Below are 24636 nucleotides of genomic sequence, written 5' to 3' on the forward strand. Positions count from 1 at the left end.
AGGAATGGCCGCCACCTGCCGTCTTGTACGGAACCGACACGCCTCAGCAGCCGCACGACGCGCCGGCCGGGGCGGTGAGGGCGTCGGCGGGCCGCCGCACGAGCCCCGCCTCGGTGCGTACCGGGAAGCCCTCCCGCACCCAGTACTCGTACCCGCCGATCATCTCCTTGACCGGACGGCCGAGCCGGGCGAACTCCAGCGCCGCGCGGGTGGCGCCGTCGCAGCCCGGCCCCCAGCAGTAGGTGACCACTGTGGCGTCCGGCGGGACCAGCTCGCCGGCCCGGCCGGCGATCTCCGCGGTGGGCAGGTGCACCGCGCCGGGGATGTGCCCCTGCCGCCACGCCGGAAGGGCGCGCGAGTCGACCACGACCAGGCCGGGGACGCCCGCCTCCAGATCGGCGTGCACGTCGCTCACGTCGGCCTCGAAGGCGAGCCGGGCCGTGAAGTGGGCGAGGGCGTCGGCGGGGCGGGCCGGGGGAATGCGCAGGACGTTCGACATGGCACTCATCGTGGTGGCCGCCGGCCGGCCGCTCCAGTGGCGCGAGCGACACCGCTCGCTAAGATCCCGCCATGAACCGCGCCACCGTGTCGGTGCTCGCGTACGAGGGCATGTCGGTGTTCGAGACCGGCATCGTCACGGAGGTCTTCGGCCTGCCCCGCCCGGAGTTCGACGTGCCCTGGTACGAGCTGACCGTCTGCGCGGAGGACCCCGGCGCGGTACGGCTGGTCGGCGGCGCCACCCTGCGCAGCGGCCACGGCCTCGACGCGTTCGCCGCCGCCGGCACGCTGATCGTGCCGGGCGTCGCCGACGTGCACGCCGACCCGTCGCCAGCCCTCACCGGCGCGCTCCGGGCGGCCCACCGGCGCGGCGCCCGGATCGTGTCGATCTGCTCGGGCGCGTTCGCCCTGGCCGGCGCGGGCCTGCTCGACGGCCGGCGGGCCACGACCCACTGGCGGTACGCCGACCTGCTCGCCCGGCGGCACCCGGCGGTACGCGTCGACCCGGACGTGCTCTACGTCGACGACGGGGACATCCTCACCAGCGCTGGCAGCGCTGCCGGTCTCGACCTCTGCGTCCACCTGGTGCGCCGCGACCACGGCCCGACCATCGCCAACGCGGTCGCCCGCCGGCTTGTCGTACCGCCGCACCGCGAGGGCGGCCAGGCGCAGTTCATCGAGGCGCCGGTGCCCGGCGACCCGGATGACGACCGGCTCGCCGCGAGCATGTCCTGGGCACTGGCGAACCTGAACACCCCGATCACCGTGGACCGGCTGGCGCGGCGGGCGCACATGTCGTCCCGCACCTACCTGCGGCACTTCGCGCGGGCCACCGGCACCACCCCGATCCGGTGGCTCGTCGAGCGGCGCGTCCAGGCCAGCCTGCCGCTGCTGGAGACGACAAACGCGCCGATCGAGGAGGTTGCGGCGACTGTGGGGTTCGAGACGGCGGTGACGTTCCGGCACCACTTCGCCGCCGCGATGCGGACCTCGCCGTCTGCGTACCGCCGGACCTTCACCAGGACGTCCGGCGCTCACGCCCCGGGCAGCGGGACGACGTAGGAGTCGACGCGGGCGATGAGCCCGTCCCGGAACGTGAACAGGTCGTTGAAGGCGAACCGGAACGGCCCGTGCTCGACGCTGACGCCCCGGCCCTCGCCGGTGACCACGACGACCGGCCCGTCCTCGTGCACGCGCTCGACGTCGAGGCGCGGGCTGCCGCTGAACGCCGGGTTCTCGATCTCGCCGTCGAACTCCGCCCGGCCCCGGGTGGTGCGGTGGCCGTGGATGACCCACTCGACGTCCTCGGTGAGCGTGGCGAGGATCCGCTCGTGGTCGCTCGCCCGGAAGCCGTCGAAGTATTCGGCGACCAGGTCACGCTGGCTTGCTCGGGTCACTGCTGTCTCCTTCGTCGTGGGGCGCGAGGTGGGCGGCGAGGGCGTCGAGGATCGAGGCGAGCCCGTCGGCCGCCTGGTCGGTGCGCAACTCGGGCGGGAGTTCGCGCTGGTGCACGGTGAGATCGGTGCCGTACCCGGCGGGCCGCAGCGTGACTGTGGTGCGCAGGCCGGTGACCGGCTCGTCGAACACCAGCTCGCGCGGCCTGTCGACGCTCACGTAGACGAACCGCAGCCGTCCGGTCCGGCCGTCCGGCGCGTGCGTGTCCAGCGCGAACTCCCCGCCCGGTCGCAGGTCGACGACCACCGACGCCGCCGGCACAGTGGCGTGCGAGCCGCCCCAGAACGCCGCGATGCCGGCCGGCGAGGTGAACGCCTCCCACACCCGGTCCGGCACGGCGGGCAGATGGCGGCGGGCGATCAGCTCGTCGCCGTGCCGTTCGGTACGGGCCCTCACCGGGCCGCCTCCGGGCCGGAGAGGTGCGCCTCCAGCGCGTCGAGACGGTCGTCCCAGGCGCGGCGCTGCTCGTCGATCCACGAGCCGAGCCGGGTGAGCCGGTCGACGCGCAGCCGGCACGGCCGCCGCGTGCCCTCCCGCCGCTGCTCGACCAGGCCGCAGCGGCGCAGCACGCCGACGTGATGGGAGATGGCCTGCGGCGTCAGGTCGAACGGCTGGGCCAGCTCGCCCACTGTGGCCTCACCCCGGGCGAGACGGGTCACCAGGGCCCGGCGGACCGGGTCGCCGAGAGCGGCGAAGGCGAGGTCGAGGTCCGGTTCCGAGCGCATACCCGTACGCTATCGCAAACACTCCTTTGCGCAAACACCCATTTGCGGAAAGCAACGGGGCCGGTGGCACCCGTGACGTTCCACCGACCGCCGAACCGGCCCGCCGAACACCTGCCGACCTGCCGGAACCCGGCAGCGGGGCCGGGCGTTGGGGGAGTGGCGATGCTGTTTCGGGTGACGCCGCATCGGGAACGTCGTCGGGACGGGGCACGGGACGGAGGTCGACGTGAGGGCACCGAGTCGCCGGAGGCGGATGCTTGGCGTACCCCTGCTCGTCGCCACGCTGCTGGCCGGCGCCTGCGGCGACGGCGGCGGGAACGACGGCGGCGGCGCGAGCACGACCTCGACGCCGGCCGGGGGCCCGACGTCCGCCACACCGTCGGCGTCACAGTCGCGCGGCGGGCCCGTGACGATCCCGACGTCCGCGTTCGCCGACCTGCCGCCGGAGCTGCGCAAGACCCCCGCGCAGCCGACCGAGGTCGCCGACGCGCTGCCCGAGCTGTGCGACAAGGAGTTCCGCAGCGGCGGGCGGTCGGTCACCGCGAGCGCCGCGATGATGAGCACCTACAAGCAGCCCAAGGATCCGCCGGAGAACGTCCCCTACGGCACGCTGCACCAGACCGTCTTCGCCTTCGAGGGCACCGGCGCGGCCGACTACCTGCGCCGGGTCCGGGGAGCGGTGGCGGACTGCCTGTCGTTCCCGGCCGCGGGCGGCAGCGTCACAGTCACGTCCCGGCCGATGGCGGGGGCCGGGGACGAGGCCTTGCTGGTCACCGTGAGCCGGCCGGCGACCGGCCCGGACGGCAGCCCGGCCAAGGGCCGGGCCACCAGCCAGATCGTCGTCATCCGGGTCGCCGACGCGGTCACTGTCGTGCACGACCAGGGCTGGGAGGGCACCAGCGCCGACCCCGGCCTGGCCGACGACATCGCCCGGTCCGCGGTCCGCGGCCTCGACTCCTGGCAGCGCTAGCGACGGCGGCGTGCCACCCGGCGTACGAGCGGGTACGCGACGCCGCCGGACAGCAGCCAGGGCGCGGCGGCGGCGAGTAGCAGCCCGGCGCGATCAGGACACGGCGGCCCGCACCAGCTCGGTCAGCCTCTTCTCCACCTCCGGGCTCCACCGCAGCAGCGCGAACGACGCCGGCCACATGTCGCCGTCGTCGAGGTTCGCCGCCTCCTGGAAGCCCACTGTCGAATAGCGGTACTTGAACTTCCCCGCGTCCTGGAAGAACACGACGATCTTGCCGGCGGCGTTCGCGTACGCGGGCATGCCGTACCAGGTCTTCGGGGACAGCTCCGGCGCGGCGGACGTGATCGTCGTGTGCACGCGCTCGGCCAGCTCGCGGTCCTCCGGCGCCATCTGCGCGATGCGGTCGAGCACCGCCTGAAGGTCATCGGCCTTCTTGGCGCCCTTCTTCCCCTCGGCACGCAGCTCGGCGGCGCGCTCCTTCATCGCGGCGCGCTCCTCGGCGCTGAATCCGTCGGACATCTCGGTTCCCCCTCGTGGCTCGCGGTCCGCGTGGCGCCGACCGCCTGACGACAACGCTATGGCGTGGCGCTGACCGGGCGCTTCTCGATTCCTGATCACCTGCCGGGACCACGGCGACCGGGCACGGCACCTACCATCGCCGCCATGGCGACCCGGCTCGTACAGATCAACATGAAGGCCCACGACGAGGTGGCGCTCGGCGGCTTCTGGGCGAAGGTGCTCGGCTGGGAGACGTCCAGCGAGGCCCCCGGCGTGACGAACCTCGAACCCGAGGGCCTCACGTACCCGGACCCCCGCGTCCTCTACGTCGACCTCGTCGTCTCCACCGAGCCCAAGACGGCGAAGAACCGTGTCCACGTCGACCTCGCGACCACCTCGGCCGCGCACCACGCCCAGCTGGTCGCGCGCCTGGCCGCCCTCGGCGCCACCCCCGCCGACGTGGGCCAGGGTGACGTGCCCTGGACGGTCCTGGCCGACCCGGAGGGCAACGAGTTCTGCGTACGGGAGCCGGACGCGCGGTACGCCGGCACCGGGCCGATCGGCGCGGTGGTGGTCGACTGCGCCGACCCGCGAGCCATGGCCGGCTTCTGGGGCCGGGCCACCGACTGGACGGTGCACGAGGTGACCGACCGGGAGGCGGTGCTGCGCTCGGCGAAGGGCGTCGGACCGTACCTGCGGTTCGTCCGCACCGCCGACGCGAAGACCGGATGGAACCGCGTCCACCTCGATGTCCGCCCGTACCCGTCGGACGACCTGGACGCCGAGACCGCGCGCCTGCGGTCGCTCGGCGCCACCGACGCGGACCTGGGCGGGGCCGACCCCCACTGGCGGGTGCTCGTCGACCCGGAGGGCAACGAGTTCTGCGTGCTCACCCCGGGCTGACCGGCCACGGCACCGGGCGGGCGGGTGCGACAGCCCGCCCGGGCGCCGGTCAGGCCGTCCGCTCCGGCCGGAACTCGTGCACCACCTCGATCGGCCCGACGATGTGCCGGTTGAACTCGTCCAGTTCCTCGGCCGGCACCCACAGCTCCAGGATGTCCCGGCCGCCGGCCTGCCGCACCGGGTAGCGGGCGGCGAACGCGCTGTCGACGTGGAAGCGCGTCACGTAGCCGACGCCGGAGGCCGCCACGTTCCAGTCCCGGGCGATCATCACGGCGTACTGCTCGTTGAGCACCGGATAGAAGATCGGCTGGTCCGGCAGCCGAGGCGGCCAGGCCCGCCAGCCGGAGGCGCGGACGAGGTCGAGTTCCCGTGGGCCGGTCGGCCGCCACATCGTCGTCGTCTCCGTCAACGCGTACCCCCTTCTGCTCCGGTCGTGGCACGGTACCGGCGGCGTGCCGCGACCGGCGATCGGGTTTCGGCAGCAGAATCGACAGCGGGTGCGATGAGTTCGCGCCGCCCCGGCGGTCCAACCGTCGACATCCTGGACAGACAGGCAAGGAGCACCGCGATGGCCACTGTGATCTCCACGCTGTTCATCTCGGCCGACGGCGTCGCCGAGATCGACCCCGACTGGCACTTCCCGTACTTCGACGACAACATGGGCCGCGCCGTCACCGAGGACTACGACACCTCCGACGTGCTGCTGATCGGGCGCGAGACGTACGACAGCTTCGCCGGCGCCTGGCCGGAGCGCGAGGCCGCCGGCGGTGAGGACGCGCCGTTCGCCAAGCAGCTCGGCGACATGCGCAAGGTCGTCGTGTCGCGCCAGCCGCTGGAGTTCTCCTGGCGCAACTCCGAGGTGATCCAGGGCGACCTGGTCGACGCCGTGCGCGCGCTCAAGGCCGACGCCGGCATCAAGGGCATCCTCATCCCCGGGTCGATCTCGGTGGTGCGGCAGCTGCTCGCCGCCGGCCTGGTGGACGAACTGCGGCTGCTGGTGCACCCGGTCGCCGCCCGCAAGGGCCGCCGGCTGTTCGACGAGGGCGACGCGCCGTACCACCTGCGGGTGGCCGCGACTGAGGCGTACCCGACCGGCGTGCTCCGGGTGATCTACACCCCGGCCCCGGCGCCGGGCGCCGTCGGCTACGACGACATCAGGGACCAGGTGCCGGCCGGCAGCTGACGAGCGCGGGACGGCGGCCGGTCGGTCCGTCGTGAAAGGATCCGCCGGTGCGTCGCGCCCGGCTGCTGTTGATCCTCGCGGCGGTGTGCGCCGTCGCCCACGCCGTCGGCGTCCTGACGGCCGCACCGCTCTGGCGCGGCGCGGAGGTGCTGAGCCTGGCGCTGCTGCTCGCGTACGCCGTCGCCGCCGGACTGCCGGCCCCGCGCTGGGCGGTGCCGGTGGCGCTCGCGCCGCTGATCGTGGACGCGGTCCGCACCATGCCGGCCGAACCGGGCGCCGGGGACACCGGCTGGATCGTGTACGGCGGCGACAGGGTCTTCGACAGTACGGCCGGCTTCGACGCGACGTTCGCCGGCAGCTGGGCGGCGCTGGTCGCGACGGCGGTGCTGCTGGTCGCGTTCCGGGGCCGTGGGCGGCGCCGGCACCTCATCGCCGCCGTGGTCGCCGCCGTGCCCGTCGTCGGGTACGCGGCCGTCCGGGTCGCCGACATCGGCGTCGCCGTCGCCGCCGTGGAGACCCGCAGCCGGAGCACGCTGACCCGGGTGGAGGGGCCGGGCAACGACCAGGCCGACGTCGTGCCCGCGCTCCTCCTCGCGGTGCTGCCGCCGCTGGCGCTCGCGCTCGCCGCGCTGGGGCTCGCCGTGCTGCTGGCCGGGCGGGGCCGGCGGCTCGCCGCGACCGGTGCGGCGCTGCTGGCGGTGCTCGCGTTGCCGCTGCTCGACTCGGGCATCGAGGCCCTGCGCCTGCCCGGTTCGGCCGACGGCACCGCCCTGTTCGCCTGGTACGCCATCACACCCACCCGGACGCTGCCACAACCCGTGCCGGCCCTCGTGGCGGTGGTCGAGCTGGCCGCGTACCTGCTGCTCGTCGCCGGCCTGACCGGCGCGGACCGCGCCGCACCGGCGGTGCCCGCGCGGGCGGAGTCCGGCTGACGTCAGGCGGCCGACACCAGCTCGATCAGCGGCTCCCCGGTCACGGCTGCGCCTCGTCCTCGTCCTCGCCCTCCTCGTCCGCGTCGTCGAGCAGGCCCTGCCGGTGCAGGAACGCGTACCACCCGTCGTCGTCGGTGACCAGCTCGGCGTAGCCGGGACCGAGCACGTAGTAGTGCACGAACGAGTCGAGGCCGGGTGCCAGCTCCTCGAACGCGTCGGCCATGAACCACTCGGTGCCGGTCGGCGGGAAGTACCACACCGAGCCGGTCGCCCGCTCCAGGAAGATCGGCTCGTCACGGCACGTGGCGACGACCAGCCAGTCATTCTTGTCCCGGGGGATGGGGGAGAAGCCGGGCGCGTGGTCGAGGAAGTACTGCACGTCGGCGAGCCGGTCGACCGAGACCAGCTCGAACGCGCCGGCCCGCAGGCCGTCGGCGGCGAGCAGCAGGTCACGCAGGCCCGCCGGCAGCTCCGCCGGCACGTCACCGGCGTCGGCCGGGGCGGCGATCCGCGCGTACGCCGGACCGGCCGGCTCGTCGGCGGCCAGGTCGGCGCGGAGTTCGTCGAGAAGCCGCGCGAGTTCGGAGGGCATTCCACTACCTCTCTTCGGATCGAGGTCTGCCGGTTGTACCAGGCAGCAGCTACCGCACCCATCACGACGGACGAACGACCCGGCGCCGCCCGTACCGGCGCCGTGCCCGCTCCGACCGCGCTTACGGGATCTGCGCCATCATGGCGTCATGACGAAGGCGGACGTGGTGGTGGCCGGCGGTGGCGTGATCGGGATGACGACAGCGCTGACGCTCCAGGGGCGCGGCGCGCGGGTCACCGTGCTGACCGCCCACGACCCGGCCGACACGGTGTCGGCGGTGGCCGCCGCGGTCTGGTACCCGAGCCACACGCAGCAGGATCCCCGGGTGCTGCGCTGGGCCCGCGACACCCACGCCGAGCTGCGCCGCCAGGCGGCCGACGGCGTGCCGGGAGTGGTCGACCGGCCCACCCGGATGTGGCTGCGCCACCCCTACACCGGGCCGCCCTGGTGGGCCGACGCCTGCGGCGACCTGACGGCCGAGCCGGCGGAGCCGCCGTACACCGCGCTGCTGCGGTTCACCGCCCCGTCGGTGGAGATGACCAGCTACCTCACCTGGCTGCGGCAGCGCCTGGAGGCGGGCGGCGGCCGGGTCGTCCGCCGCGCGCTGGGCACGCTCGCCGAGGCGTACGAGTTCGCGCCGGTGGTGGTGAACGCGACCGGCCTGGCCGCCGGACGGCTCGCCGCCGACCCGGCCGTGTACCCGGCGCGCGGGCACGTCCTGCTGGTGGCCAACCCCGGCCTGGACGTCTCGGTACGCGACGAGGACGACCCGGCCGGTGTCACGTACGTGCATCCGCGCCGGCACGACGTGGTGCTCGGCGGCACCTACGACGAGGGGGTCGCGCACACCGGCCCCGACCCGGAGGAGGCGGCGGCGATCCGGCGCCGGTGCGTGGCGCTGGTGCCGCAGCTCGCTGAGGCGCCGGTGCTGGGGGAGCGGATCGGTCTGCGGCCGGTCCGGCGCGGCGGCCCCCGGGTCGAGGTGGACCCGGCGGACGGGCGGCTGGTGCACGCGTACGGGCACGGCGGTGCGGGGGTGACGCTGTCCTGGGGCTGCGCCGCCGAGGCGGCCGATCTCGCCCTTGCCGCCGCCTGACGCCGGAGCTGCCCGAGCCGCCCGAGCAGCGCTCCAACGGCGCGGCGTCGACCGGTCAGGAATCGAGAAGCCCTGGGCGGGTGCCCTGACCTAGCGTTTCCGGCACGGGCCACCCCGCCGGGGAGGCCATCGCCGGGAGGTCGTCACCCATGGACACGCGCATCCGCCAGTTGCACCGCTGGTTCTCCGTCGTCTTCACCGTGACCGTTGTGATCACCTTCGTGGCACTGGCTCAGAAGGACCCGATCGTGTGGGTCTCCTACGTGCCGCTGGCGCCGCTCGCCCTGCTCCTGGCCAGCGGCCTCTACCTGTTCGCGCTGCCGTACCTGCGGCGTCGCCGTACCGCCGCGCGTACGCGCTGACCTGGGGGATTACCGGGGCCGGTCCGCGGGCAACACTGGCGGATGGATCAGAAGGTGATGGTGTTCGCCCCGGCGCCGCTGTTGACGGTGACGATCGAGCAGCAGGGCGACGCGCCCGAGCTGCATCTGCACCCCGGTGGGCAGGGGGTGTGGCAGACCCGGATGATCGCCGCGCTCGGCGTGCCGGTCACGATGTGTGTGGGCCTCGGCGGCGAGGTCGGCGACGCGGTCCGCAAGCTGCTCGAAGACGAGGACGTCACGGTACGGGTGGTGCGGCGGGAGTCCGGCACCGGCTGGTACGTGCACGACCGGCGCGACGGCGAGCGGACCGAGATCGCCGAGCACCCGGGCGCGCCCATGGTGCGGCACGACATCGACGAGCTGTACACGGTGACGCTCACCGAAGGGCTGCGCGCGCCGGTCAGCGTGCTCAGCGGGCCGGCCGACCCGCAGGTGGTGGACCCGGACATCTACCGCCGGCTCGCCGCCGACCTGAGCGCCAACGGTGGGACGGTGGTGGCGGACCTGTCCGGGCCGTACCTGGAGGCGGTGCTCGACGGCGGCGTGACGGTGCTGAAGGTCAGCCACGAGGAACTGCTCGACGACGGCCTGGCCAAGGACGACAGCGTGGACGCGCTGCGCGACGCCGGCCGCCGGTGCCAGGAACGCGGCGCGCGGACGGTGCTGATCAGCCGGGCCGGGGAGCCCGCGCTGGCGCTGCCGGAGGACGGCGAGCCGCTGCTGGTGCACGCGCCGCCGCTGGAACTGGCCGACCACCGGGGCGCCGGTGACTCGATGACCGCCGGGGTGGCGGCGGTGCTGGCCCGGGGCGGTGACCTGCGGGAGGCGCTGCACGTCGGCGCCGCCGCCGGCGCGCTCAACGTGACCCGGCACGGGCTCGGCACCGGCCGGGCCGAGGCGGTACGCGAACTGGCCGGCCGGGTACGGCTGACCCCGCTGGACGGTGGCGACGATGACGGCTGACCGGCGACCCCGGGTGCTGGTGACGAACGACGACGGCGTGCACGCCCCCGGCATCCGCGCGCTGGCCCGGTCCGCGTACGAACGCGGGCTGGACGTGGTGGTCGCCGCGCCGCAGCACGAGGCGAGCGGGATGAGCGCGGCGCTGTCCGCGGTGACCGAGGACGGACGGCTGGTGTTCCGCGAGACCGAGCTGGACGGGCTGCCCGGCGTGCCCGCGTACGCGGTGGCCGCCTCCCCGGCGTACATCACGGTGCTGGCCGGGCTCGGCGTGTTCGGGCCGGTGCCGGACCTGCTGCTGTCCGGCATCAACCGGGGCGCCAACGCGGGCCACGCGGTGCTGCACTCCGGCACCGTCGGCGCGGCGCTGACCGCCGGGAACAACGGCATCCGCGCGCTCGCCGTGTCGCTCGACGTGCTCACCCCGGCGGCGGCGAGCGCCGGGAGCGGCGGCGCGGCGATCGCGGTGCTGGACAGCGTGGACGACGAGTCCCGCCACTGGTCGAGCGCCGCCGAGCTGGCCGGGAGGCTGCTGCCCTGGCTGGCCGGCGCGGAGCCGGGCACGGTGCTCAACCTCAACGTGCCCGACCTGCCGGCCGATCAGGTGGCCGGGCTGCGCCAGGCGACCCTGGCGCCGTTCGGGCAGGTGCAGGTGTCGGTCGCCGAGCGCGGCGAGGGCTTCGTGCGTACGGCGGTGGAGGAGAACGCCGTCCGCGCGGTCCCCGGCACCGACATCGCCTGGCTGGCCGACGGGTACGCCGCGGTGACAGCGATCCGGGCGCTCGGCCACCTGCCCGATGTGGAGCTGCCGGTCGACGGCTGAGGACGGGTCCGCCCCGCCACCGTCGTACGGGTGGCGGGGCGGGAAGCGTCACTCGCCGGCCGCGCGCCTGCGGTCGGCCTCGGCGTCGGCGGCGCCCACGGGAACGCCGTCGCCGTCCCGGTCGGCCCGGGACAGATCCACGTCGGCGCCGGCCCGGGCGGCGTCCGCCGCCGCGTCGTCGGCGCCGACGACCTCGCCGCCGTCGGCCTGCCCGTCGTCGGGGACCAGCTGCCCGGCGGTGGCCAGCCCGATCGGTGCGTACCTGGGGTCGGTCATCTCGTCCTCCTCACCGGTGTTCCTTGAATAGCGGTACCCCGGGACGGAGGGCAGCACACGTGCGACGTCAGCGTCCCCGGTCGAGGAAGTCCAGGGTGACGGCGGCGAACAGCGGCGACTGGTCGATGTCGTAGTGGGTCAGGCCGGGCAGGATCGCCAGCGCGTGCCCGCCCGCCGGGCGTCCCTCGCCCGCCCAGCCGCCGTCGCGCCGGCCGCCGTCGAGCAGCCCGAACACCTCGACGAAGTGGCTCGGCGGGGCCATGTCCGCGTCGGCGGCCACCACGAGCGTCGGCACCCGCAGGGCCCGCACCTGCTCGGTGAGGTCGAAGTCCTGCCGCATCGCCTCGCCGATCTTGTCGAGCAGCCGGGGGAAGTCCGCCGGCCGCGGCGCGACCCGCTGGTACAGCTCGTACATCGGGGTCTCCTTCATGAACTCGGCGGCCCCGGCGCCGACCTGGCCCTGCTGCGCCAGCATCTCCGGATACACCGCGTCGCGGCGGATGTGCGCGGACGCGGCGACCAGCCGGCCGACCTTCTCGGGGTGCCGGAAACCGACGTGCAGGGCGACCCCGCCGCCGAGCGAGAAGCCGACCACGTCCGGCCGGTCCAGCCCGAGGTGGTCGATCAGCGCGGCGACGTCGTCGGCCATCAGCGCCGTGTCGAGCGGGCGGTCCACGTCGGCGGTGCGGCCGTGCCCCTGGAGGTCCACCAGGGTCACCTGGTGCCGCGCGGTGAGCGCGGGCAGGATCGGCGCGAACATCTCACCCGAGGTGAGGCCGCCGTGCAGCAGGATCATCGGCCGGCCGGCGCCGTGCGTCTCGTAGTACAGGTGGACGCCGTTGACGTCGGCGTACCGCCCGGGGGCGTGGGTCTCGTCGCGCTGCGCTGTTGTCATCGGTGCTCCTCGGATGTGGTGACCTGACGGCTGGTGGACCGGGAGGGCGGCACGGAATCATCGGTGCGGGATCGAACGTGCTCGCATCGACGCTGCATGTGGGCTAGGTTCGGCGAGGTGAGCGAGGTGGCGAGCGTTCCCGTCGAGGCGCAACTCGAGGCGTACCGGTCGGAGTTGACCGGCTACTGCTACCGGATGCTGGGTTCGGCCTTCGAGGCCGAGGACGCGGTGCAGGACACATTCGTCCGGGCCTGGCGCAATTTCGACAAGTTCGAGGGGCGGTCCGCCCTGCGGACCTGGCTCTACCGGATCGCCACGAACGTCTGCCTCACCATGTCCACGAGCGCGCAGCGCCGGATCCGGCCGATGGACCTCGGTCCAGCGGGCGTCGGCACCGCCACCCATCCCGGCGAGCCGCGCCCGGAGCAGATCTGGTTCGGTCCGGCGCCCGACGACCGGGTGCTGCCCGAGGTCGCCGACCCGGCCGAGGTGGTCGCCGGCCGGGAGTCGGTCCGGCTGGCGTTCGTCGCGGCGTTGCAGCACCTGCCGCCGAAGCAGCGGGCCGTGCTGATCCTGCGCGAGGTGCTGGCCTGGTCGGCCCAGGAGACCGCCGAACTGCTGGACACGTCGGTGGCGAGCGTCAACAGCGCGCTGCAACGGGCGCGCGCCACGATCGCCTCGGCCGACACCGAGACCGAGGTGCGCCGTCCGCTCGACAGCGAGCAGCAGGCGCTGCTCGCCCGCTACGTGCGGGCCTTCGAGGCGTACGACCTGGCGGCGCTCACCGCGTTGCTGCACGAGGACGCGACGCTGTCGATGCCGCCGCTGCCGCTGTGGCTGCGCGGCTCCGCGCACATCGCCGCGTGGATGGCCGGCACTGGCAGCGGCTGCCGCGGTTCCCGACTGGTGCCGACGGCCGCCAACGGGATGCCCGCGTTCGGCCAGTACCGGTGCGACCCCGACGGCTCAGGTCACGTGCCGTGGGCGTTGATCGTGATCGGCGTCTCCGGGGGGCGGATCACGTCGCTCAACAACTTCCACGACGTCGACCGGCTGTTCCCGCTGTTCGGGCTGCCCGCCCGGCTGGAGGAGGGCGCCGGCCAGCCCGAGCAGGCCGGCCAGTTCGCGTAGGCCCACGCACGCGCCGCGTACCTCGAGCCGCCAGCCGAGCCGCCGGGCGGTCAGGCGCAGCCGCGCCAGCACCTCGACCGTGACCAGGTCGGGTGCGGTCACCGCGGACACGTCGCACACCACCACGCCCCGGTCGCGGTCGCGCAGCGCCTCGGCCAGTTCGGCGCAGCGGGCCGCGATCTCCGCGCGGGTCGGCGTCCCGTCGGCCAGGCGGAGCAGGTGGGTGATCACAGGCGTTGGACCGCCGTACGTCCCCGCTCTCATCGGTACGCGCGCGTCGGCGCGATTTGCCTCGACCGCCTTGTCGCACGCAGTTACATAGACGTTAACTGCTATACCAATCATCGGTGCTCGGCTATATGATCCCGGTAGTTCACCCCGAAGCCTCACGAAACCGCAGCTCCCGCACCCCTCGGGTCGAACTCCGCAAGCCAGGTGCCCCCGCGACGTCTGCCTGGCGACCGCCCGGCGTTGCGGTTCAGCCTGCCGGAAAGGTGGGAACGGATGACAGGGCTTCCGTCCTTGGTCATCGGCATCGCGACCTCGTCGGCCGAGCGCCGGCAGCTCGCCCAACTGCTCGGCGGCACCGAGTCGTTCCTGATCGTGTCCAGCGCCCATCAGGCCCGCCGCTTCCTCGACCTGGTACGCCGGCCCGCGCTCACCGTCGTGCCGCACCCGCCCGTGGGTGACGAAGCGCCGGCCGAGCCGCCCCGGCGGGAGCTCGCTGTCGACTCCGACCGGCGGGTGCTGCGCTGGCGGGAGCGGGAGATCGGGTTGACGCCGCTGGAGCACGACCTGCTGGTCTGCCTCACCGGCACACCCGGCCAGGTGTGGACGTACGCCCGGCTGCACCGCGCGGTCTGGGGCAACGACCACCTCGGGCGGCGCTCGGACATGCACTCGGTGGTCCGCCGCCTCCGCCGCAAGCTGGGCCGCCTCGACGCTCCCGCCGAGATCCACGCCGTGCGAGGCGTAGGTCTGCGCCTCACTCCCTGACCCCCGCCCGGCCTTGCCGTCGATCTTGCACTTGCGGCCCCTCGGGCGGGGCTTTCGTGTGCTTCGCCGGGGCGGAAAGTGCAAGATCGACGAGAGTGTGGAACGGCCCGCCCGGCGCGTGCGCCGGGCGGGCCGTTCCTGTCGGGTGCGGGGTCAGCAGCGGGTGGGGGAGAGGGTGAAGTCCTCCACCGTGGGCGTGCTGCTGTTGATCTTCGTCTGGCGCGTCTGGGGCTTCCAGCCGTCCTTGGCGACGATCAGCGTCAGCGGGTTGTTGCGCCGGTCCATCCAGTAGGCGTACCGGCCCTGCGCGTCGGTGGTGAAGGTGTACGAGCTCGCCCAGGAGTCGACCTGCACCGTCACGCCCGCCAGCGGTGCGGTGGCGCCCTGGCAGCTCTTGCCGGAGACCGTGCCGGACAGCTTGCCCCAGGTGGTCGGCGGCTGCGCGATCATCGTCACCGCCACCGGCTCCACCGTGTACGGGGTGTCCTCCTTGATCGCCACCGACGCCGAGTACGTGCCCGGCTGGTCGACGTTCGCCGTCATCGTGACGGTGACGGTGACCTTCTCACCGGGCGCCAGCGTGACCTTCGACTTGTCGACGGTCAGCCAGCTCACGTCGGCGGCGGCCTCCGAGCACTCGGAGAAGCCGGGCAGGACCTCGCTGTCCTTGGTGGCCGTGAAGCTGCCCGACGAGCCGCCGATCTTGTAGAAGCCGCACGCCGCGCCGCCCCGGTAGCGGGCGGTGTTGGCGTTGGGCAGGTTCGCCCACGAGTTGGTCGCCGGGTCGAACGCGAAGCCGGCGTTGGTGATGGCGCCGCCCTGCGATCCGCCGACGACCAGGAGCTTGCCGTTCGCCACCGCGTACGAGGAGGCCCAGCTGTCGGCCGGCGCGTCCGGGATGGCGGTCCAGGCGTTCGCGGACGGGTCGAAGGCGTAGCCGACCTTCTGCGACGTGGTGCCGTCGTTGCCGCCGGTGCAGTAGACGGTGCCGTCGATCCCGCCGCAGGACAGGAACGCCACCGACTTCGGGTACGCGGGCAGCGTCTCCCAGCTGTCCGCGCCGGGGTCGTAGCGGACCACCGAGTTGGACATCGGCGTGCAGCTGGCAGTGGTGCAGCCGCCGATCGCGTACAGCTTGCCTCCCGCGACCGCCTGGCCGGACGCCGAGCGCGGCGCCGGGTTGTCGGCCTTGCGGGTCCAGGTGTTCGCCGCCGGGTCGTACGAGAAGGTTCCGGCGTCCGGACCGGCGGCGCCCCAGCCGCCGGTGGCGATGATCTTGCCATCGACCACGCCGACCGTCATGGCGTTACGCGCGCCGGGCAGGTCGGCGACCCCGGTCCACGCCTGGGCGATCGGGTCGTACCGGTAGTTCTTGGCGCTCGACGCGGTGCCGTCGCCACCGGCGATGGAGTAGACCTTGCCGTCGACGCTGACGACCCGGTTGTCCATCACGTTCGACGGGTAGCCCGGGATGGCGGTCCACGGGTCCGCCTGCGGGGCCGCCGCCGCGATCGCGGTGGACGACTTGCCGGACGAGCGGGCGGCGAACGACGTCGCGGCGGTCAGCCGCTGGACCGGCGCGCCGGTCGAGCCGAGCAGCGCCTGCTGGGACAACTGGGAACCGTCGGCCCGTTGCAGCACGAACCCGCCGTCACGCTCGCTGAACTCGGCGGTCACCGGCGCCCCGCCGGTGTTCGTCACGGTGAAGGTCTTGCTGACCTTCCCGCTCGGCATCCGGACCGTGCCGGTAATCGAGGTCGGCTTCACCGACAGCCGGCCGGCGGCGAGCTGGAAGTTGGCCGCCGTGGCCCAGTCCTCCTCGACCGCCACCTGCTTGGTCTGGCTCACGTAGTTGCCGGCGCTGGCGGTGAACGGGTGCGTCCCGGTCAGCGACGAGAACATCCAGTAGAAGCCGTCGGGCAGCTCGGTGTCGTCCGGCGTGGCCACCGTGGTGGCCTTCTCCGCCGGGCGGTCCTTGCTGGTCACCGTGGCGCCGTTGACGTAGCTGTTGTCGTTCTTGTCCCGGACGTGGCCGAGGACCAGGCCGCCCTTGACCGGCTTGCAGACGAGCTTGCTGCCGATGAGGACGTTGTCGACCTGCCACCACCACTCCCAGCTCGCCTCGTAGTAGTGGAAGCGCACCCGCACCTGCGACTGGCCGGCCGCCTGCGGGATCGGCACCTCGGTCACCCGGGGCCCGCGCACGTCGGCGGCCTGCCGCAGCACGTTGCTCCACGTGGTGCCGCCGTCCAGGCTCAGGTCGACGTCCGCGCGGTCGCTGTTGAGCCAGTTGTAGTCCTGGTTGAACCGGATCACCGGCGTGGTCACGCCGGTCAGGTCGACCACCGGGCTGACCAGCGACGTGTCCTGCCGCCCGCCGCTGCCGTAGTTGTCGCTGTCGATGATGGCGAAGTTGCCGCTGCCGCCGGTCAGGTTGCCGCGCTCACCGGCGTCGGTGAACTCCCAGACCTGGCCGGTGCCGGCGTTGTCCACAACGGTCCAGCCGTCCGGGGTGCCGGTGCCGTCGAAGGTCTCGTACACGCCGTCGGAGCTGACCGTGTAGCCGGGGGCGGTGGCGCACGCCTCCGGGTTCGCCTGCACCGCGATGTTCGCGGTCACGTTGGCGGACCCGACGGTGACCTCCTTGGTGGTGGTCAGGTAGCCGGCGTACTGCGGCTCGACCTTGAGCCGGTACGTCGTCCCGGCCGGCAGCGACAGGCTGTAGCGGCCGGTCGTCGGCGTGGTGTAGTCGGAGATCGGCGTGCCCTCGACGCTCACCTTCGCGTACAGCGGCCAGCCGTGCCCGGAACCGTCGGTGACCTGCCCGCTGACCGTGACGCTCGCCACCGCGGTGAGCGCCACGTCCAGCGTGGTGGTCGTGTTCGCGGTGACGGTCGCCGACAGCGTGCGGGTCGCGTACCCGAACGCCGAGACGACCACCTGGTAGTCGCCGGCCGGCAGGAGCGAGGAGTACGTCCCGTCCGCGCCGGTGGTCAGCGTGCGGTCCGCCGCGCCGGTCAGGGTGACGCTCGCGCCGGCGATCCCGGCGCCGGTGGCGGCGTCGGTGACCTTGCCGGCCAGCGTGCCGTTGTCGCCGATCGGGGCGGCGGCCAGTAGCGCGAGCGCGTCCAGGCGGCCCTCGCCGTAGACGTTGTTGTCGTCGGTGGTGCCGCCGCACTGCGCGTCGCCCTTGTCGATCGCCGTGTCGTTCAGCAGCGCGCGGGTCGCGGTGACGTCGCCGACCAGCGTGGGCGCCGCCGACCAGAGCAGCGCGATCGCGCCGGCCAGGTGCGGCGCCGCCATCGAGGTGCCGCTGATGCTGGCGTACGAGTTGGTCGGCACGCTGGAGCGCACGTTCACACCAGGGGCCGAGATGTTCGGCTTGATCTCGCCGTTCTGCCCGGTGCCCCGGGACGAGAAGCTGGCGATGTTGTTGTTGACGTCGTACGCGCCGGCCGAGTAGTTGCTCGCCAGGCTGCCCGGTGAGCCGCTGGTCTGGCAGGACGGGCCGTTGTTGCCGTTTGACCAGACGCCGAAGATGCCGGACGCGGTCCAGGCGTTCGTGACGTCCTCCATGAACGGCTGGTTGGACGGCGCCGTGGTGCCCCACGAGTTGTTGATGATGTTCGGCCGCTTGCTGGCGTCCGGGTTCTGCCCGTTGAGGTCGGTGGGCTCCAGCATCCACTGCCCGGAGGAGATCAGCGCGGCGTCGGACGGGCAGCACCCGTTCGCGGCGATCCACTTGACCTCGGGGGCGACACCGATCTGGTTGGCCCCGTCGGCGCCGGCCATGGTGCCCATGGTGTGCGTGCCGTGGCCGTCGGAGTCGCACGGCGCGGTGGCGCACTCGCCGGCCGCGTCGAACCAGTTGTAGTCGTGGTCGAAGGTGCCGTCACCGTTGTTGCCGCGGTAGGCGTTCACCAGCGCCGGGTGGTTGAACTGGACGCCGCTGTCGATGCTGGCCACGGTGATGCCGGCGCCCTTGACGCCGTACTGGGACCAGACGTCGTCGGCGTTGATGTTGGCGATGCCCCACTCCAGGGCGTTCGCCGACTTCTCGTCGGTGCCCGGGGTGGTCTCCGGCAGCTTGTACTCCACCGGCGCGTACAGGCCGTCCACCTCGGAGTGGGCGGCGAAGTTCTGTGCCATGGTCAGCGAGCCGTCGGTGACCTTGATGGCGTTCGTCGCCCAGAAGGTCTGGTACTTCGTGCCCGAGCGGTCCAGCTCGGCGCGGATCTTCGACTGGCTGTCGGCGGCGGTCTTCTTCAGCGCCGCCGCGACGGCGGCCCCGCGCTCGTTCCAGTCCTTGATCGCGGCGGCCTTGCCCAGGTCCGCCTTGGCGCCGAAGTGGATCCAGAAGTCGCCCTCGCTCTTGCCCTGGAGCTGACGGGTGAGTTCGGGACGGATCTTGTCGCCGGCCGACGCGCCGGCGCCGGTGCCGGCCTGGGCCCCCGTGCCGGTGGCGGCCAGCGCGGTGGCGGCGAGCACCAGGGCGGCGCCCGCGCTCACCAGCCGCCGGGCCGGGCCCCATCTGTGTGGACGTCTCAGCATCGGTGCTGCCTCCTACTCCGATGACCCGCTGATGATCGAGCCATGGCAGAAGGGCCAGGAGACGGACTCTCCCGACTGGTCGCACCGGTGTTGCAAGAACCCCCCAGGCCCCCTAGGCGCCGTGCGGGTCTGCGCCGGACGCCTGAGTGGACACTATGATCGACAGTAAGGAACGATCAATGACCGTACGTGAGCAACATGTCACCAACAGGCCCCCGTGTCGGGCGGCTTGTTGACAGTTTCTGTCACGGTGGGGCGCGGTGACGACTGACGGCACGAACGCGGCTGACTCCGGCACCGACCCGCCGGAGCGGCCCTTCTCGCTCGTCATCGGCGTGACGTCGTCGCCGGCCGAGCGGCTGCGGCTGACCGAGCTGCTGGACGGCGTCGCGCCTCTTCTGATGGTCACCGATCTGGACGAGCTACGCGAGTTGATCATGACAGATGCGCCGGCCCCGCCCGACGCGCCGGCTCGGCCCGTACCCCCGGACGAGCCCGCGCCGGACGGCGCGCTGGTGATCGACGCCGCCCTCTCGACCGCCCGGTGGGGTGACCGCGAGACCGCCCTGACCCGGCTGGAGCGTGACCTGCTGACCTGCCTCACCGCCGAGCCGGTACGGGTGTGGAGCTACGCCGAGCTGCACCGGGCGGTCTGGCGCGACGCGCCGACGCATGGCCGCGCCGACGTGCAGTCCCTGGTGAAGCGGTTGCGCCGTAAGCTCGACGGGCTGGGCACCGGCGTCACCATCGCGGCGGTACGCGGCGTCGGCCTGCGGCTGACCGACCACCGCCAACCCCGGGTACGGGGCGACTGACCGTCCGTCCACGGGGCGCCCTGAGCCCGCCGCAACGGTGATGTCGCGGACCCGACGGCGCGCACGGCCGGACGGTGACAGCCGGTGACCCGATCGGCGGAGGCGCCCCGCCGGTGTGGCCGGAATTGATGGCGACCGGTCGATTACCGGTGCGGCATGTATCGCGAGAAGTCTTTGCCTCCTACGGTGACGTCCGGCACGCGGACGGAGGGGACCCGGGAATCACCCGGGAGGGCCGTCCCGGCGGACAGGGAGAGTTGACTCGATGCGAGTTTGGCTTCGCGCGGTGGCGGTGGTCGCCGCCGGCGCGGTCGTGGTGGCGGGAGTACCGGCGCTGGCCGGCACCGTCGTCGTGCGGGACGCCGGCGTGGCCGGCCACGCCGGCGCCCAGGCGACGGGCAGCAGTGCCGCGCTCGGCGCCGCGCGTACCACCGCGACCCGTGCGCTGGTCACCCCCGGGGACACCCGGCTGATGCCGACCACGCCCCGCACCGACACGCCGCGGATCACCAACGGCGAGATCACCGACATCGAGGTGATCGGCAACCGCGTCTTCATCGCCGGCACGTTCACCTCGATCGCTAACGTCGGCGGGTCCGCGATCGCGCAGCGGTCGCTGGCGTCGTACAACCTGGACACCGGCAAGGTGGACACCGGGTTCAAGCCGGTCATCGACGGCGCGGTCGCCGCCGTGGAGGCGTCGCCGGACGGCTCGTCGCTCTACATCGCCGGCTCGTTCAACACGATCAACGGCGTGACCAAGCGCAAGATCGCCCGGCTGAACCCGACCACCGGCGCGCCGGTCGCCGCGTTCACCGCCACCGCCAACGCGCGGGCCACCGCGCTCGCGGTCAGCGGCAACGCCGTCTACGTCGGCGGCCAGTTCGCCACCGTCAACGGGGTCAGCCGCAGCGGCCTGGCCGCGCTCAACCCCACCACCGGCGCCGTCGACACCGGCTTCAACCTGCCGCTCACCGGCGGCATCGGCGTCGGCGGCATGCTCACCGTGCAGCAGCTCAAGCTCACCCACGACCGCACCAAGCTGCTCGTCGTGCACACCGGCCGCCAGATCGCCGGCCAGGACCGCTACGGTGTGGCGCTCATCGGTACGGCCAGCAAGGCGCTGTTGCCGTGGCGTACCCGGCTGTGGGAGGACAACCTCTCCTTCGTCGGCGGCATCCAGCGCGTCTTCGCCGGTGATATCGCGCCGGACGACTCGTACTTCGTGGTCACCAGCGGCTCCGGCGGCGACCGCCCGCCGATCAACGACACCGCCATCGCGTACCCGCTGACCGGAAACGACAACGTCGAACCGCTCTGGATCTCCCGGCACTTCGACAGCATCTACTCGGTGGCGATCACCGACACCGCCGTCTACGTCGGCGGCCACTTCAGCTGGCAGGAGTCGCCCACCTCGAACGTGCCGTGGCCCGGCCTGGACAACGTCGGCTACGGCACCGGCCAGGGGCTCAGCGGCTACGGTCTCGGCGACCAGGTGGTCCGCCGCGACCACATCGGCGCGCTGGACCCGCTCACCGGCACCGCGCTGGAGTGGAACCCCGGCTCCAACTCGTACGAGGGCGAGAAGGCGATGCTCGCCACCTCGCGCGGCCTGCTCGTCGGCGGCGACGGCAACGTCAAGGGCGGCAAGACCACCGGCCGGGTGGCCTTCTTCGACCTCTCCAAGGAGCCCAAGCCGGCGGCTCTGGACACCACAGTCACCACGCCGATCGAGGGCGCGGTGAAGCCGGCCGGCGAGTCGTTCACCATCAGCGGCCAGGCGCTCGCCCCGGCCGGCGTGGCCCGCGTCCAGCTGGAGATCCAGGACCGCACCAGCGGCAAGTACCTCCAGGCCGACCTGACCACCTGGGGCGCGTTCAAGGCGATCAACACGACTGTCGCCGCGCCGAACGCCACCTCCACCACGTGGAGCCTGCCGGTGACGCTGCCCGCCGGGGTCTACCAGTTGCAGGCCAAGACGTTCGACCGCAACGGCGCCGGCGACACCACGAAGGCGGTCAAGAAGATCGAGGCGTTCCGCTTCGACGACCTGCCCCCGACGACCCGGATCAGCTCGCCGTCGGCCGGCCTGGTCGCCACGCAGACGTTCGTGGCCTCCGGCACCGCCACCGACGACAAGGGCGTCAACTCGCTGATCTACTCGTTCCGCACCCCGGACAACAGGTACCTCCAGGACGACGGCACCGTCGCCGCCGTCTACAACACCTTCCGCGGCGAGCCGGACGTGATCGGCGCGAAGTCCGCCACCTGGCAGTACGAGGTCACGCTGCCGACCGAGGGTCAGTGGAAGATGACCGCCACCGCCGTCGACACGAGCGGGCAGAGCGACCTGCGCGGTGACACCCGCGACTGGACCGTCTCGGCCACCGGCGTACCGCCGACAGTGGCGATCACCTCGCCTGTGGCGATGACCCCGCCGGGCAACCCGGCGCCGTTCACCGTCGCGCCCGGCGGCACCGTCACGTTCGCCGGCACGGCGCGCGACGACGACGACCTGAAGTCGGTCGAGATCTACCTGCGCAACAACACCACCCGTGAGGCGCTCGCCAGCGACGGCACGTGGGGCGCCGACTCGGTCGCCGGCTACCACCGGATCTCGCCGACCAACCTCGACGCCGCGACGTTCGACTGGTCGTTCACCACGGTGCCGCTCACCCCCGGTGTCTACGACTTCCGGGTACGGGCGACGGACAAGCTCGGCCTCACCACGTCCAGCACCAACATGGGCCGGCTCACCGTCACCGCGCAGGTGCCCGGCGACGCCTTCCCGAACGGGCTGCTCAGCTTCACCGGCACCAACCAGGACATCGACCAGCTGCACCTGGACCTGGCCGGCACGGCGACCGACGACAAGGGCGTCCGGGCGGTCCGGATCGCGCTGCGCGACCTGGACACCGGCCGGTACGTGCAGCCCAACGGCACCATGGCCGCCGCGTTCGCCACAGTCGACGCCACGCTCGCCTCGCCGGGCGCGACCAGCACGCCGTTCACGCTCTCGATCGACCTGCCCACGCGGGGCACGTACAGCGTGGAGGCGTGGGCCGTGGACACGGCCGGCCAGCAGGACAACTCGACAAGCGGCGCTACCGCCCGTTACCTGGTCTACCCGGGTGACACCGACCCGACGCTGGAGCCGAGCATCACGCCGGTCGAGGGTCAGGCGTACACCGGCGGCCGGATCGTGATCACCGGCCGGGCGGTGGACGACGGCGGGATGCAGAAGGTCGAGGTGCAGATCGGCAACAGCGCCGGTCAGGGCATGAACTCGGCCGGCACGTTCGGCCGCGCGGGCGCGCCGACCAGCTGGCCGTGGATCGCCACGTTCCTCACCAGCCCGGGATCGCCGGGGTCCAACTTCGCGTACACGTCGCCGGTGATCCCGGCCGGCACGTACACGGTGACGATCCGTGGCATGGACAACAGGGGGCAGTACCAGCAGCCGCCCCGTACCGTCACGGTGACCGTCACCGACTGACCGGACGGCCTCGCGGGCCGGTCCGCGCCGGGACTCCCGGCGCGGACCGGCCCGTGCCCGTCTCAGGGACGGATCAGGCACATCCCGGCGGCGGCCGGCCGGTCCATGGTGGCCAGCGCATCCGGCGCCTCGGCCAGGTCGATGACGCGGGTGACCAGCTCGGCCGGGCGCAGCACCCCGGCGGTGACCAGCCGCAACATCTCCGGGTACGCGTGCGCCGGCATGCCGTGGCTGCCCCGCAGCTCCAGCTCGTACGCGATCACCAGGTCCATCGGCAGCGCGGGCCGGCCCTGCGCGGCGGGCAGCAGCCCGACCTGCACGTGCCGGCCGCGCCGGCGCAGCCCTTCGATCGACGCGACGCAGGTGGCGTGACTGCCCAGCGCGTCCAGCGAGAGATGGGCGCCCCCGCCGGTGGCCTCCCGGATCGCGGCGGCCACCTCGCCCGGACCCTCGAACGCGCTCGCGTCCAGGCAGACCGCGGCACCGCTGCGGCGGGCCAGCTCCAGCGCGCCGGGTGATACGTCCACCGCCACCACCCGCGCCCCGCTCGCCGCCGCGACCATGACGGCGGACAGGCCGACGCCGCCGCAGCCGTGCACCGCCACCCACTCGCCCGCCGCGACCCGGCCCTGCGCGACGACGGCCCGGAACGCGGTGGCGAACCGGCAGCCGAGCGCGGCGGCGGCGGCCTCGTCCAGCTCGTCCGGCAGCCGGACCAGGTTGACGTCGGCGTGCCGCACCGCGACCAGCTCGGCGAACGAGCCCCATCCGGTGAAGCCCGGCTGGGTCTGCCGCTCGCAGACCTGCTGGTCGCCGGCCAGGCACGAGGGGCACCGCCCGCACGCGCAGACGAACGGCGCGGTCACCCGGTCGCCGGGCCGCCAGCCGCGTACGTCCGCGCCGACGGCCACGACGACGCCGGCGAACTCGTGCCCCGGCACGTGTGGCACGCGGATGTCCGGGTCGTGGCCCTGCCAGCCGTGCCAGTCGCTGCGGCACAGGCCGGTCGCGCCGACCCGGACGACCACCCCGTCCGGCGCCGGCGCCGGATCGTCCACCTCCCGGACCTCCGGCCGCCCCCCGAACCGCTCGAACACCACAGCGCGCATACCCCCGATCCTCACACCCGCCCCCTCCCGCCCTCCGCACCCCTCCCGCCCTCCGCGCCCCTCCCGCCCTCGCCCCGGCTCCCGGTCCCCTGCTCTCGGCGATCTTGCACTTGCTGCCCCGCCGATGTCGTGAATGTCCTGTCTGCCCGGGCAGAAAGCGCAAGATCGCCGGAGAGGGGCCGGTCCCCGCCTGTCGCTTCTCCCATCACCTGGGAACCCTGGTCCGTATCCCGGGAGCGCCGTAGATCTTGGTTCGAATCGGCCCGATAGGGGCCGATTCGTACCAAGATCTACCGGTCGCTCGGGTCGCCGGTGCGGGATGGGTCTCATGCTGGTGATCAAGGAGTTT

At 73.2% G+C, this 24636-nt stretch carries 24 protein-coding genes and 1 pseudogene; 13 read left to right on the plus strand and 12 right to left on the minus strand.

What is annotated here, in order from left to right; all coding sequences use genetic code 11:
• Window positions 1-43: 43 nt before the first annotated feature.
• Complete coding sequence (locus tag AB0C17_RS07785; protein ID WP_357477309.1) at window positions 44-508, minus strand: rhodanese-like domain-containing protein; 465 nt, start codon at window positions 506-508, stop codon at window positions 44-46.
• Window positions 509-570: 62 nt separating this feature from the next.
• Between AB0C17_RS07785 and ftrA the strand changes: the two genes are divergently transcribed.
• The gene (gene ftrA, locus AB0C17_RS07790; protein WP_357477312.1) at window positions 571-1560 is read left to right on the plus strand and encodes a transcriptional regulator FtrA; all 990 of its coding nucleotides are present in this window, start codon (window positions 571-573) and stop codon (window positions 1558-1560) included.
• On the opposite strand, the gene AB0C17_RS07795 is transcribed toward ftrA, so the two are convergent.
• Genes AB0C17_RS07795 through AB0C17_RS07805 form a run of 3 tightly spaced genes read right to left on the minus strand, consistent with a single transcriptional unit; the run spans window position 1533 to window position 2678 of the window.
• Window positions 1533-1895 (minus strand): nuclear transport factor 2 family protein, encoded by a 363-nt coding sequence (locus tag AB0C17_RS07795; protein ID WP_357390493.1) that lies wholly within the window; start codon window positions 1893-1895, stop codon window positions 1533-1535. The two genes, ftrA and AB0C17_RS07795, sit on opposite strands and share 28 nt — an antisense overlap.
• Window positions 1873-2349 (minus strand): SRPBCC domain-containing protein, encoded by a 477-nt coding sequence (locus tag AB0C17_RS07800; RefSeq protein WP_357390495.1) that lies wholly within the window; start codon window positions 2347-2349, stop codon window positions 1873-1875. The genes AB0C17_RS07795 and AB0C17_RS07800 overlap by 23 nt, the downstream gene beginning before the upstream one ends.
• Complete coding sequence (locus AB0C17_RS07805; protein WP_357477314.1) at window positions 2346-2678, minus strand: metalloregulator ArsR/SmtB family transcription factor; 333 nt, start codon at window positions 2676-2678, stop codon at window positions 2346-2348. The genes AB0C17_RS07800 and AB0C17_RS07805 overlap by 4 nt, the downstream gene beginning before the upstream one ends.
• A 253-nt stretch (window positions 2679-2931) precedes the next feature.
• On the opposite strand from AB0C17_RS07805, the gene AB0C17_RS07810 reads away from it, so the two are divergent.
• Window positions 2932-3648 (plus strand): hypothetical protein, encoded by a 717-nt coding sequence (locus AB0C17_RS07810; protein WP_357477317.1) that lies wholly within the window; start codon window positions 2932-2934, stop codon window positions 3646-3648.
• Between the two features lie 93 nt (window positions 3649-3741).
• Here the strand turns inward: AB0C17_RS07810 and AB0C17_RS07815 are convergent, their stop codons facing one another.
• On the minus strand, window positions 3742-4167 hold the full coding sequence (locus tag AB0C17_RS07815) for a hypothetical protein (RefSeq protein WP_357477319.1): 426 nt from the start codon (window positions 4165-4167) through the stop codon (window positions 3742-3744).
• 144 nt (window positions 4168-4311) lie between these two features.
• Between AB0C17_RS07815 and AB0C17_RS07820 the strand changes: the two genes are divergently transcribed.
• Window positions 4312-5049: a VOC family protein gene (locus tag AB0C17_RS07820; RefSeq protein ID WP_357477321.1), complete on the plus strand. Its 738-nt coding sequence runs from the start codon at window positions 4312-4314 to the stop codon at window positions 5047-5049.
• A gap of 49 nt (window positions 5050-5098) precedes the next feature.
• Here AB0C17_RS07820 and AB0C17_RS07825 read toward each other — a convergent pair whose 3' ends face one another.
• Window positions 5099-5458, minus strand: coding sequence for an ADP-ribosylation/crystallin J1 (locus AB0C17_RS07825; RefSeq protein ID WP_357477323.1), 360 nt, complete (start codon window positions 5456-5458; stop codon window positions 5099-5101).
• A 159-nt stretch (window positions 5459-5617) separates the two neighbouring features.
• Here AB0C17_RS07825 and AB0C17_RS07830 point away from each other — a divergent pair, with 159 nt between their 5' ends.
• Window positions 5618-6232 carry a dihydrofolate reductase family protein gene (locus AB0C17_RS07830; RefSeq protein ID WP_357477326.1) on the plus strand — a complete coding sequence of 205 codons (615 nt, stop codon included), beginning with the start codon at window positions 5618-5620 and terminating at the stop codon, window positions 6230-6232.
• A 47-nt stretch (window positions 6233-6279) separates the two neighbouring features.
• Entirely contained in the window at window positions 6280-7164 is an 885-nt protein-coding gene (locus AB0C17_RS07835) for a hypothetical protein (RefSeq protein WP_357477328.1), read from the plus strand.
• A 40-nt stretch (window positions 7165-7204) separates the two neighbouring features.
• Here the strand turns inward: AB0C17_RS07835 and AB0C17_RS07840 are convergent, their stop codons facing one another.
• Window positions 7205-7798: an SUKH-4 family immunity protein gene (locus tag AB0C17_RS07840; RefSeq protein WP_357477838.1), complete on the minus strand. Its 594-nt coding sequence runs from the start codon at window positions 7796-7798 to the stop codon at window positions 7205-7207.
• 106 nt (window positions 7799-7904) lie between these two features.
• On the opposite strand from AB0C17_RS07840, the gene AB0C17_RS07845 reads away from it, so the two are divergent.
• The 4 genes from AB0C17_RS07845 (at window position 7905) to AB0C17_RS07860 (ending at window position 11018) form a co-directional block, all read left to right on the plus strand.
• Window positions 7905-8852, plus strand: a complete 948-nt coding sequence (locus AB0C17_RS07845) for an FAD-dependent oxidoreductase (RefSeq protein ID WP_357477331.1) — start codon at window positions 7905-7907, stop codon at window positions 8850-8852.
• Between the two features lie 149 nt (window positions 8853-9001).
• Entirely contained in the window at window positions 9002-9214 is a 213-nt protein-coding gene (locus tag AB0C17_RS07850) for a hypothetical protein (RefSeq protein WP_357477334.1), read from the plus strand.
• Window positions 9215-9256: 42 nt separating this feature from the next.
• A complete protein-coding gene (locus AB0C17_RS07855) occupies window positions 9257-10198 on the plus strand; it encodes a PfkB family carbohydrate kinase (protein ID WP_357472100.1) in 942 nt (313 codons plus the stop codon).
• Window positions 10188-11018 (plus strand): 5'/3'-nucleotidase SurE, encoded by an 831-nt coding sequence (locus AB0C17_RS07860; protein WP_357477337.1) that lies wholly within the window; start codon window positions 10188-10190, stop codon window positions 11016-11018. The genes AB0C17_RS07855 and AB0C17_RS07860 overlap by 11 nt, the downstream gene beginning before the upstream one ends.
• Window positions 11019-11066: 48 nt before the next feature.
• On the opposite strand, the gene AB0C17_RS07865 is transcribed toward AB0C17_RS07860, so the two are convergent.
• Both AB0C17_RS07865 and AB0C17_RS07870 read right to left on the minus strand, forming a co-directional pair.
• The gene (locus AB0C17_RS07865) at window positions 11067-11294 is read right to left on the minus strand and encodes a hypothetical protein (protein ID WP_357390513.1); all 228 of its coding nucleotides are present in this window, start codon (window positions 11292-11294) and stop codon (window positions 11067-11069) included.
• A 67-nt stretch (window positions 11295-11361) separates the two neighbouring features.
• Window positions 11362-12189 (minus strand): alpha/beta fold hydrolase, encoded by an 828-nt coding sequence (locus tag AB0C17_RS07870; RefSeq protein WP_357472109.1) that lies wholly within the window; start codon window positions 12187-12189, stop codon window positions 11362-11364.
• Between the two features lie 96 nt (window positions 12190-12285).
• On the opposite strand from AB0C17_RS07870, the gene AB0C17_RS07875 reads away from it, so the two are divergent.
• A complete protein-coding gene (locus tag AB0C17_RS07875; protein WP_357472112.1) occupies window positions 12286-13320 on the plus strand; it encodes a sigma-70 family RNA polymerase sigma factor in 1035 nt (344 codons plus the stop codon).
• A 30-nt stretch (window positions 13321-13350) separates the two neighbouring features.
• Here the strand turns inward: AB0C17_RS07875 and AB0C17_RS07880 are convergent.
• Window positions 13351-13938: pseudogene (locus AB0C17_RS07880) on the minus strand (hypothetical protein); the annotation flags it as partial.
• Between AB0C17_RS07880 and AB0C17_RS07885 the strand changes: the two are divergent.
• Window positions 13825-14316, plus strand: a complete 492-nt coding sequence (locus AB0C17_RS07885; RefSeq protein WP_357390519.1) for a winged helix-turn-helix domain-containing protein — start codon at window positions 13825-13827, stop codon at window positions 14314-14316. The pseudogene AB0C17_RS07880 and the gene AB0C17_RS07885 sit on opposite strands and share 114 nt — an antisense overlap.
• 153 nt (window positions 14317-14469) lie before the next feature.
• On the opposite strand, the gene AB0C17_RS07890 is transcribed toward AB0C17_RS07885, so the two are convergent.
• Window positions 14470-18867, minus strand: coding sequence for a S8 family serine peptidase (locus AB0C17_RS07890; RefSeq protein ID WP_357477340.1), 4398 nt, complete (start codon window positions 18865-18867; stop codon window positions 14470-14472).
• A 260-nt stretch (window positions 18868-19127) separates the two neighbouring features.
• On the opposite strand from AB0C17_RS07890, the gene AB0C17_RS07895 reads away from it, so the two are divergent.
• Entirely contained in the window at window positions 19128-19682 is a 555-nt protein-coding gene (locus AB0C17_RS07895) for a winged helix-turn-helix domain-containing protein (protein WP_357472118.1), read from the plus strand.
• 265 nt (window positions 19683-19947) lie between these two features.
• The gene (locus AB0C17_RS07900) at window positions 19948-23178 is read left to right on the plus strand and encodes an Ig-like domain-containing protein (RefSeq protein ID WP_357477343.1); all 3231 of its coding nucleotides are present in this window, start codon (window positions 19948-19950) and stop codon (window positions 23176-23178) included.
• Between the two features lie 62 nt (window positions 23179-23240).
• Here the strand turns inward: AB0C17_RS07900 and AB0C17_RS07905 are convergent, their stop codons facing one another.
• Window positions 23241-24287, minus strand: a complete 1047-nt coding sequence (locus tag AB0C17_RS07905) for a zinc-dependent alcohol dehydrogenase family protein (protein ID WP_357477346.1) — start codon at window positions 24285-24287, stop codon at window positions 23241-23243.
• Window positions 24288-24636 lie beyond the last annotated feature (349 nt).

Source organism: Micromonospora sp. NPDC048887, assembly GCF_040649715.1.
Taxonomy (GTDB): Bacteria; Actinomycetota; Actinomycetes; order Mycobacteriales; family Micromonosporaceae; genus Micromonospora.

Excerpts from the sequence above, each read along its gene's own strand:
- AB0C17_RS07865 (WP_357390513.1), bottom strand. The coding sequence starts at position 11,294 with ATGACCGACCCCAGGTACGCACCGATCGGGCTGGCCACCGCCGGGCAG.
- AB0C17_RS07850 (WP_357477334.1), top strand. The coding sequence starts at position 9,002 with ATGGACACGCGCATCCGCCAGTTGCACCGCTGGTTCTCCGTCGTCTTC.
- AB0C17_RS07875 (WP_357472112.1), top strand. The coding sequence starts at position 12,286 with ATGTGGGCTAGGTTCGGCGAGGTGAGCGAGGTGGCGAGCGTTCCCGTC.
- AB0C17_RS07815 (WP_357477319.1), bottom strand. The coding sequence starts at position 4,167 with ATGTCCGACGGATTCAGCGCCGAGGAGCGCGCCGCGATGAAGGAGCGC.
- AB0C17_RS07845 (WP_357477331.1), top strand. The coding sequence starts at position 7,905 with ATGACGAAGGCGGACGTGGTGGTGGCCGGCGGTGGCGTGATCGGGATG.
- AB0C17_RS07830 (WP_357477326.1), top strand. The coding sequence starts at position 5,618 with ATGGCCACTGTGATCTCCACGCTGTTCATCTCGGCCGACGGCGTCGCC.
- AB0C17_RS07855 (WP_357472100.1), top strand. The coding sequence starts at position 9,257 with ATGGATCAGAAGGTGATGGTGTTCGCCCCGGCGCCGCTGTTGACGGTG.
- AB0C17_RS07885 (WP_357390519.1), top strand. The coding sequence starts at position 13,825 with ATGACAGGGCTTCCGTCCTTGGTCATCGGCATCGCGACCTCGTCGGCC.
- ftrA (WP_357477312.1), top strand. The coding sequence starts at position 571 with ATGAACCGCGCCACCGTGTCGGTGCTCGCGTACGAGGGCATGTCGGTG.
- AB0C17_RS07810 (WP_357477317.1), top strand. The coding sequence starts at position 2,932 with ATGCTTGGCGTACCCCTGCTCGTCGCCACGCTGCTGGCCGGCGCCTGC.
- AB0C17_RS07900 (WP_357477343.1), top strand. The coding sequence starts at position 19,948 with ATGCGAGTTTGGCTTCGCGCGGTGGCGGTGGTCGCCGCCGGCGCGGTC.
- AB0C17_RS07785 (WP_357477309.1), bottom strand. The coding sequence starts at position 508 with ATGAGTGCCATGTCGAACGTCCTGCGCATTCCCCCGGCCCGCCCCGCC.
- AB0C17_RS07890 (WP_357477340.1), bottom strand. The coding sequence starts at position 18,867 with ATGCTGAGACGTCCACACAGATGGGGCCCGGCCCGGCGGCTGGTGAGC.
- AB0C17_RS07805 (WP_357477314.1), bottom strand. The coding sequence starts at position 2,678 with ATGCGCTCGGAACCGGACCTCGACCTCGCCTTCGCCGCTCTCGGCGAC.
- AB0C17_RS07860 (WP_357477337.1), top strand. The coding sequence starts at position 10,188 with ATGACGGCTGACCGGCGACCCCGGGTGCTGGTGACGAACGACGACGGC.
- AB0C17_RS07905 (WP_357477346.1), bottom strand. The coding sequence starts at position 24,287 with ATGCGCGCTGTGGTGTTCGAGCGGTTCGGGGGGCGGCCGGAGGTCCGG.
- AB0C17_RS07820 (WP_357477321.1), top strand. The coding sequence starts at position 4,312 with ATGGCGACCCGGCTCGTACAGATCAACATGAAGGCCCACGACGAGGTG.
- AB0C17_RS07870 (WP_357472109.1), bottom strand. The coding sequence starts at position 12,189 with ATGACAACAGCGCAGCGCGACGAGACCCACGCCCCCGGGCGGTACGCC.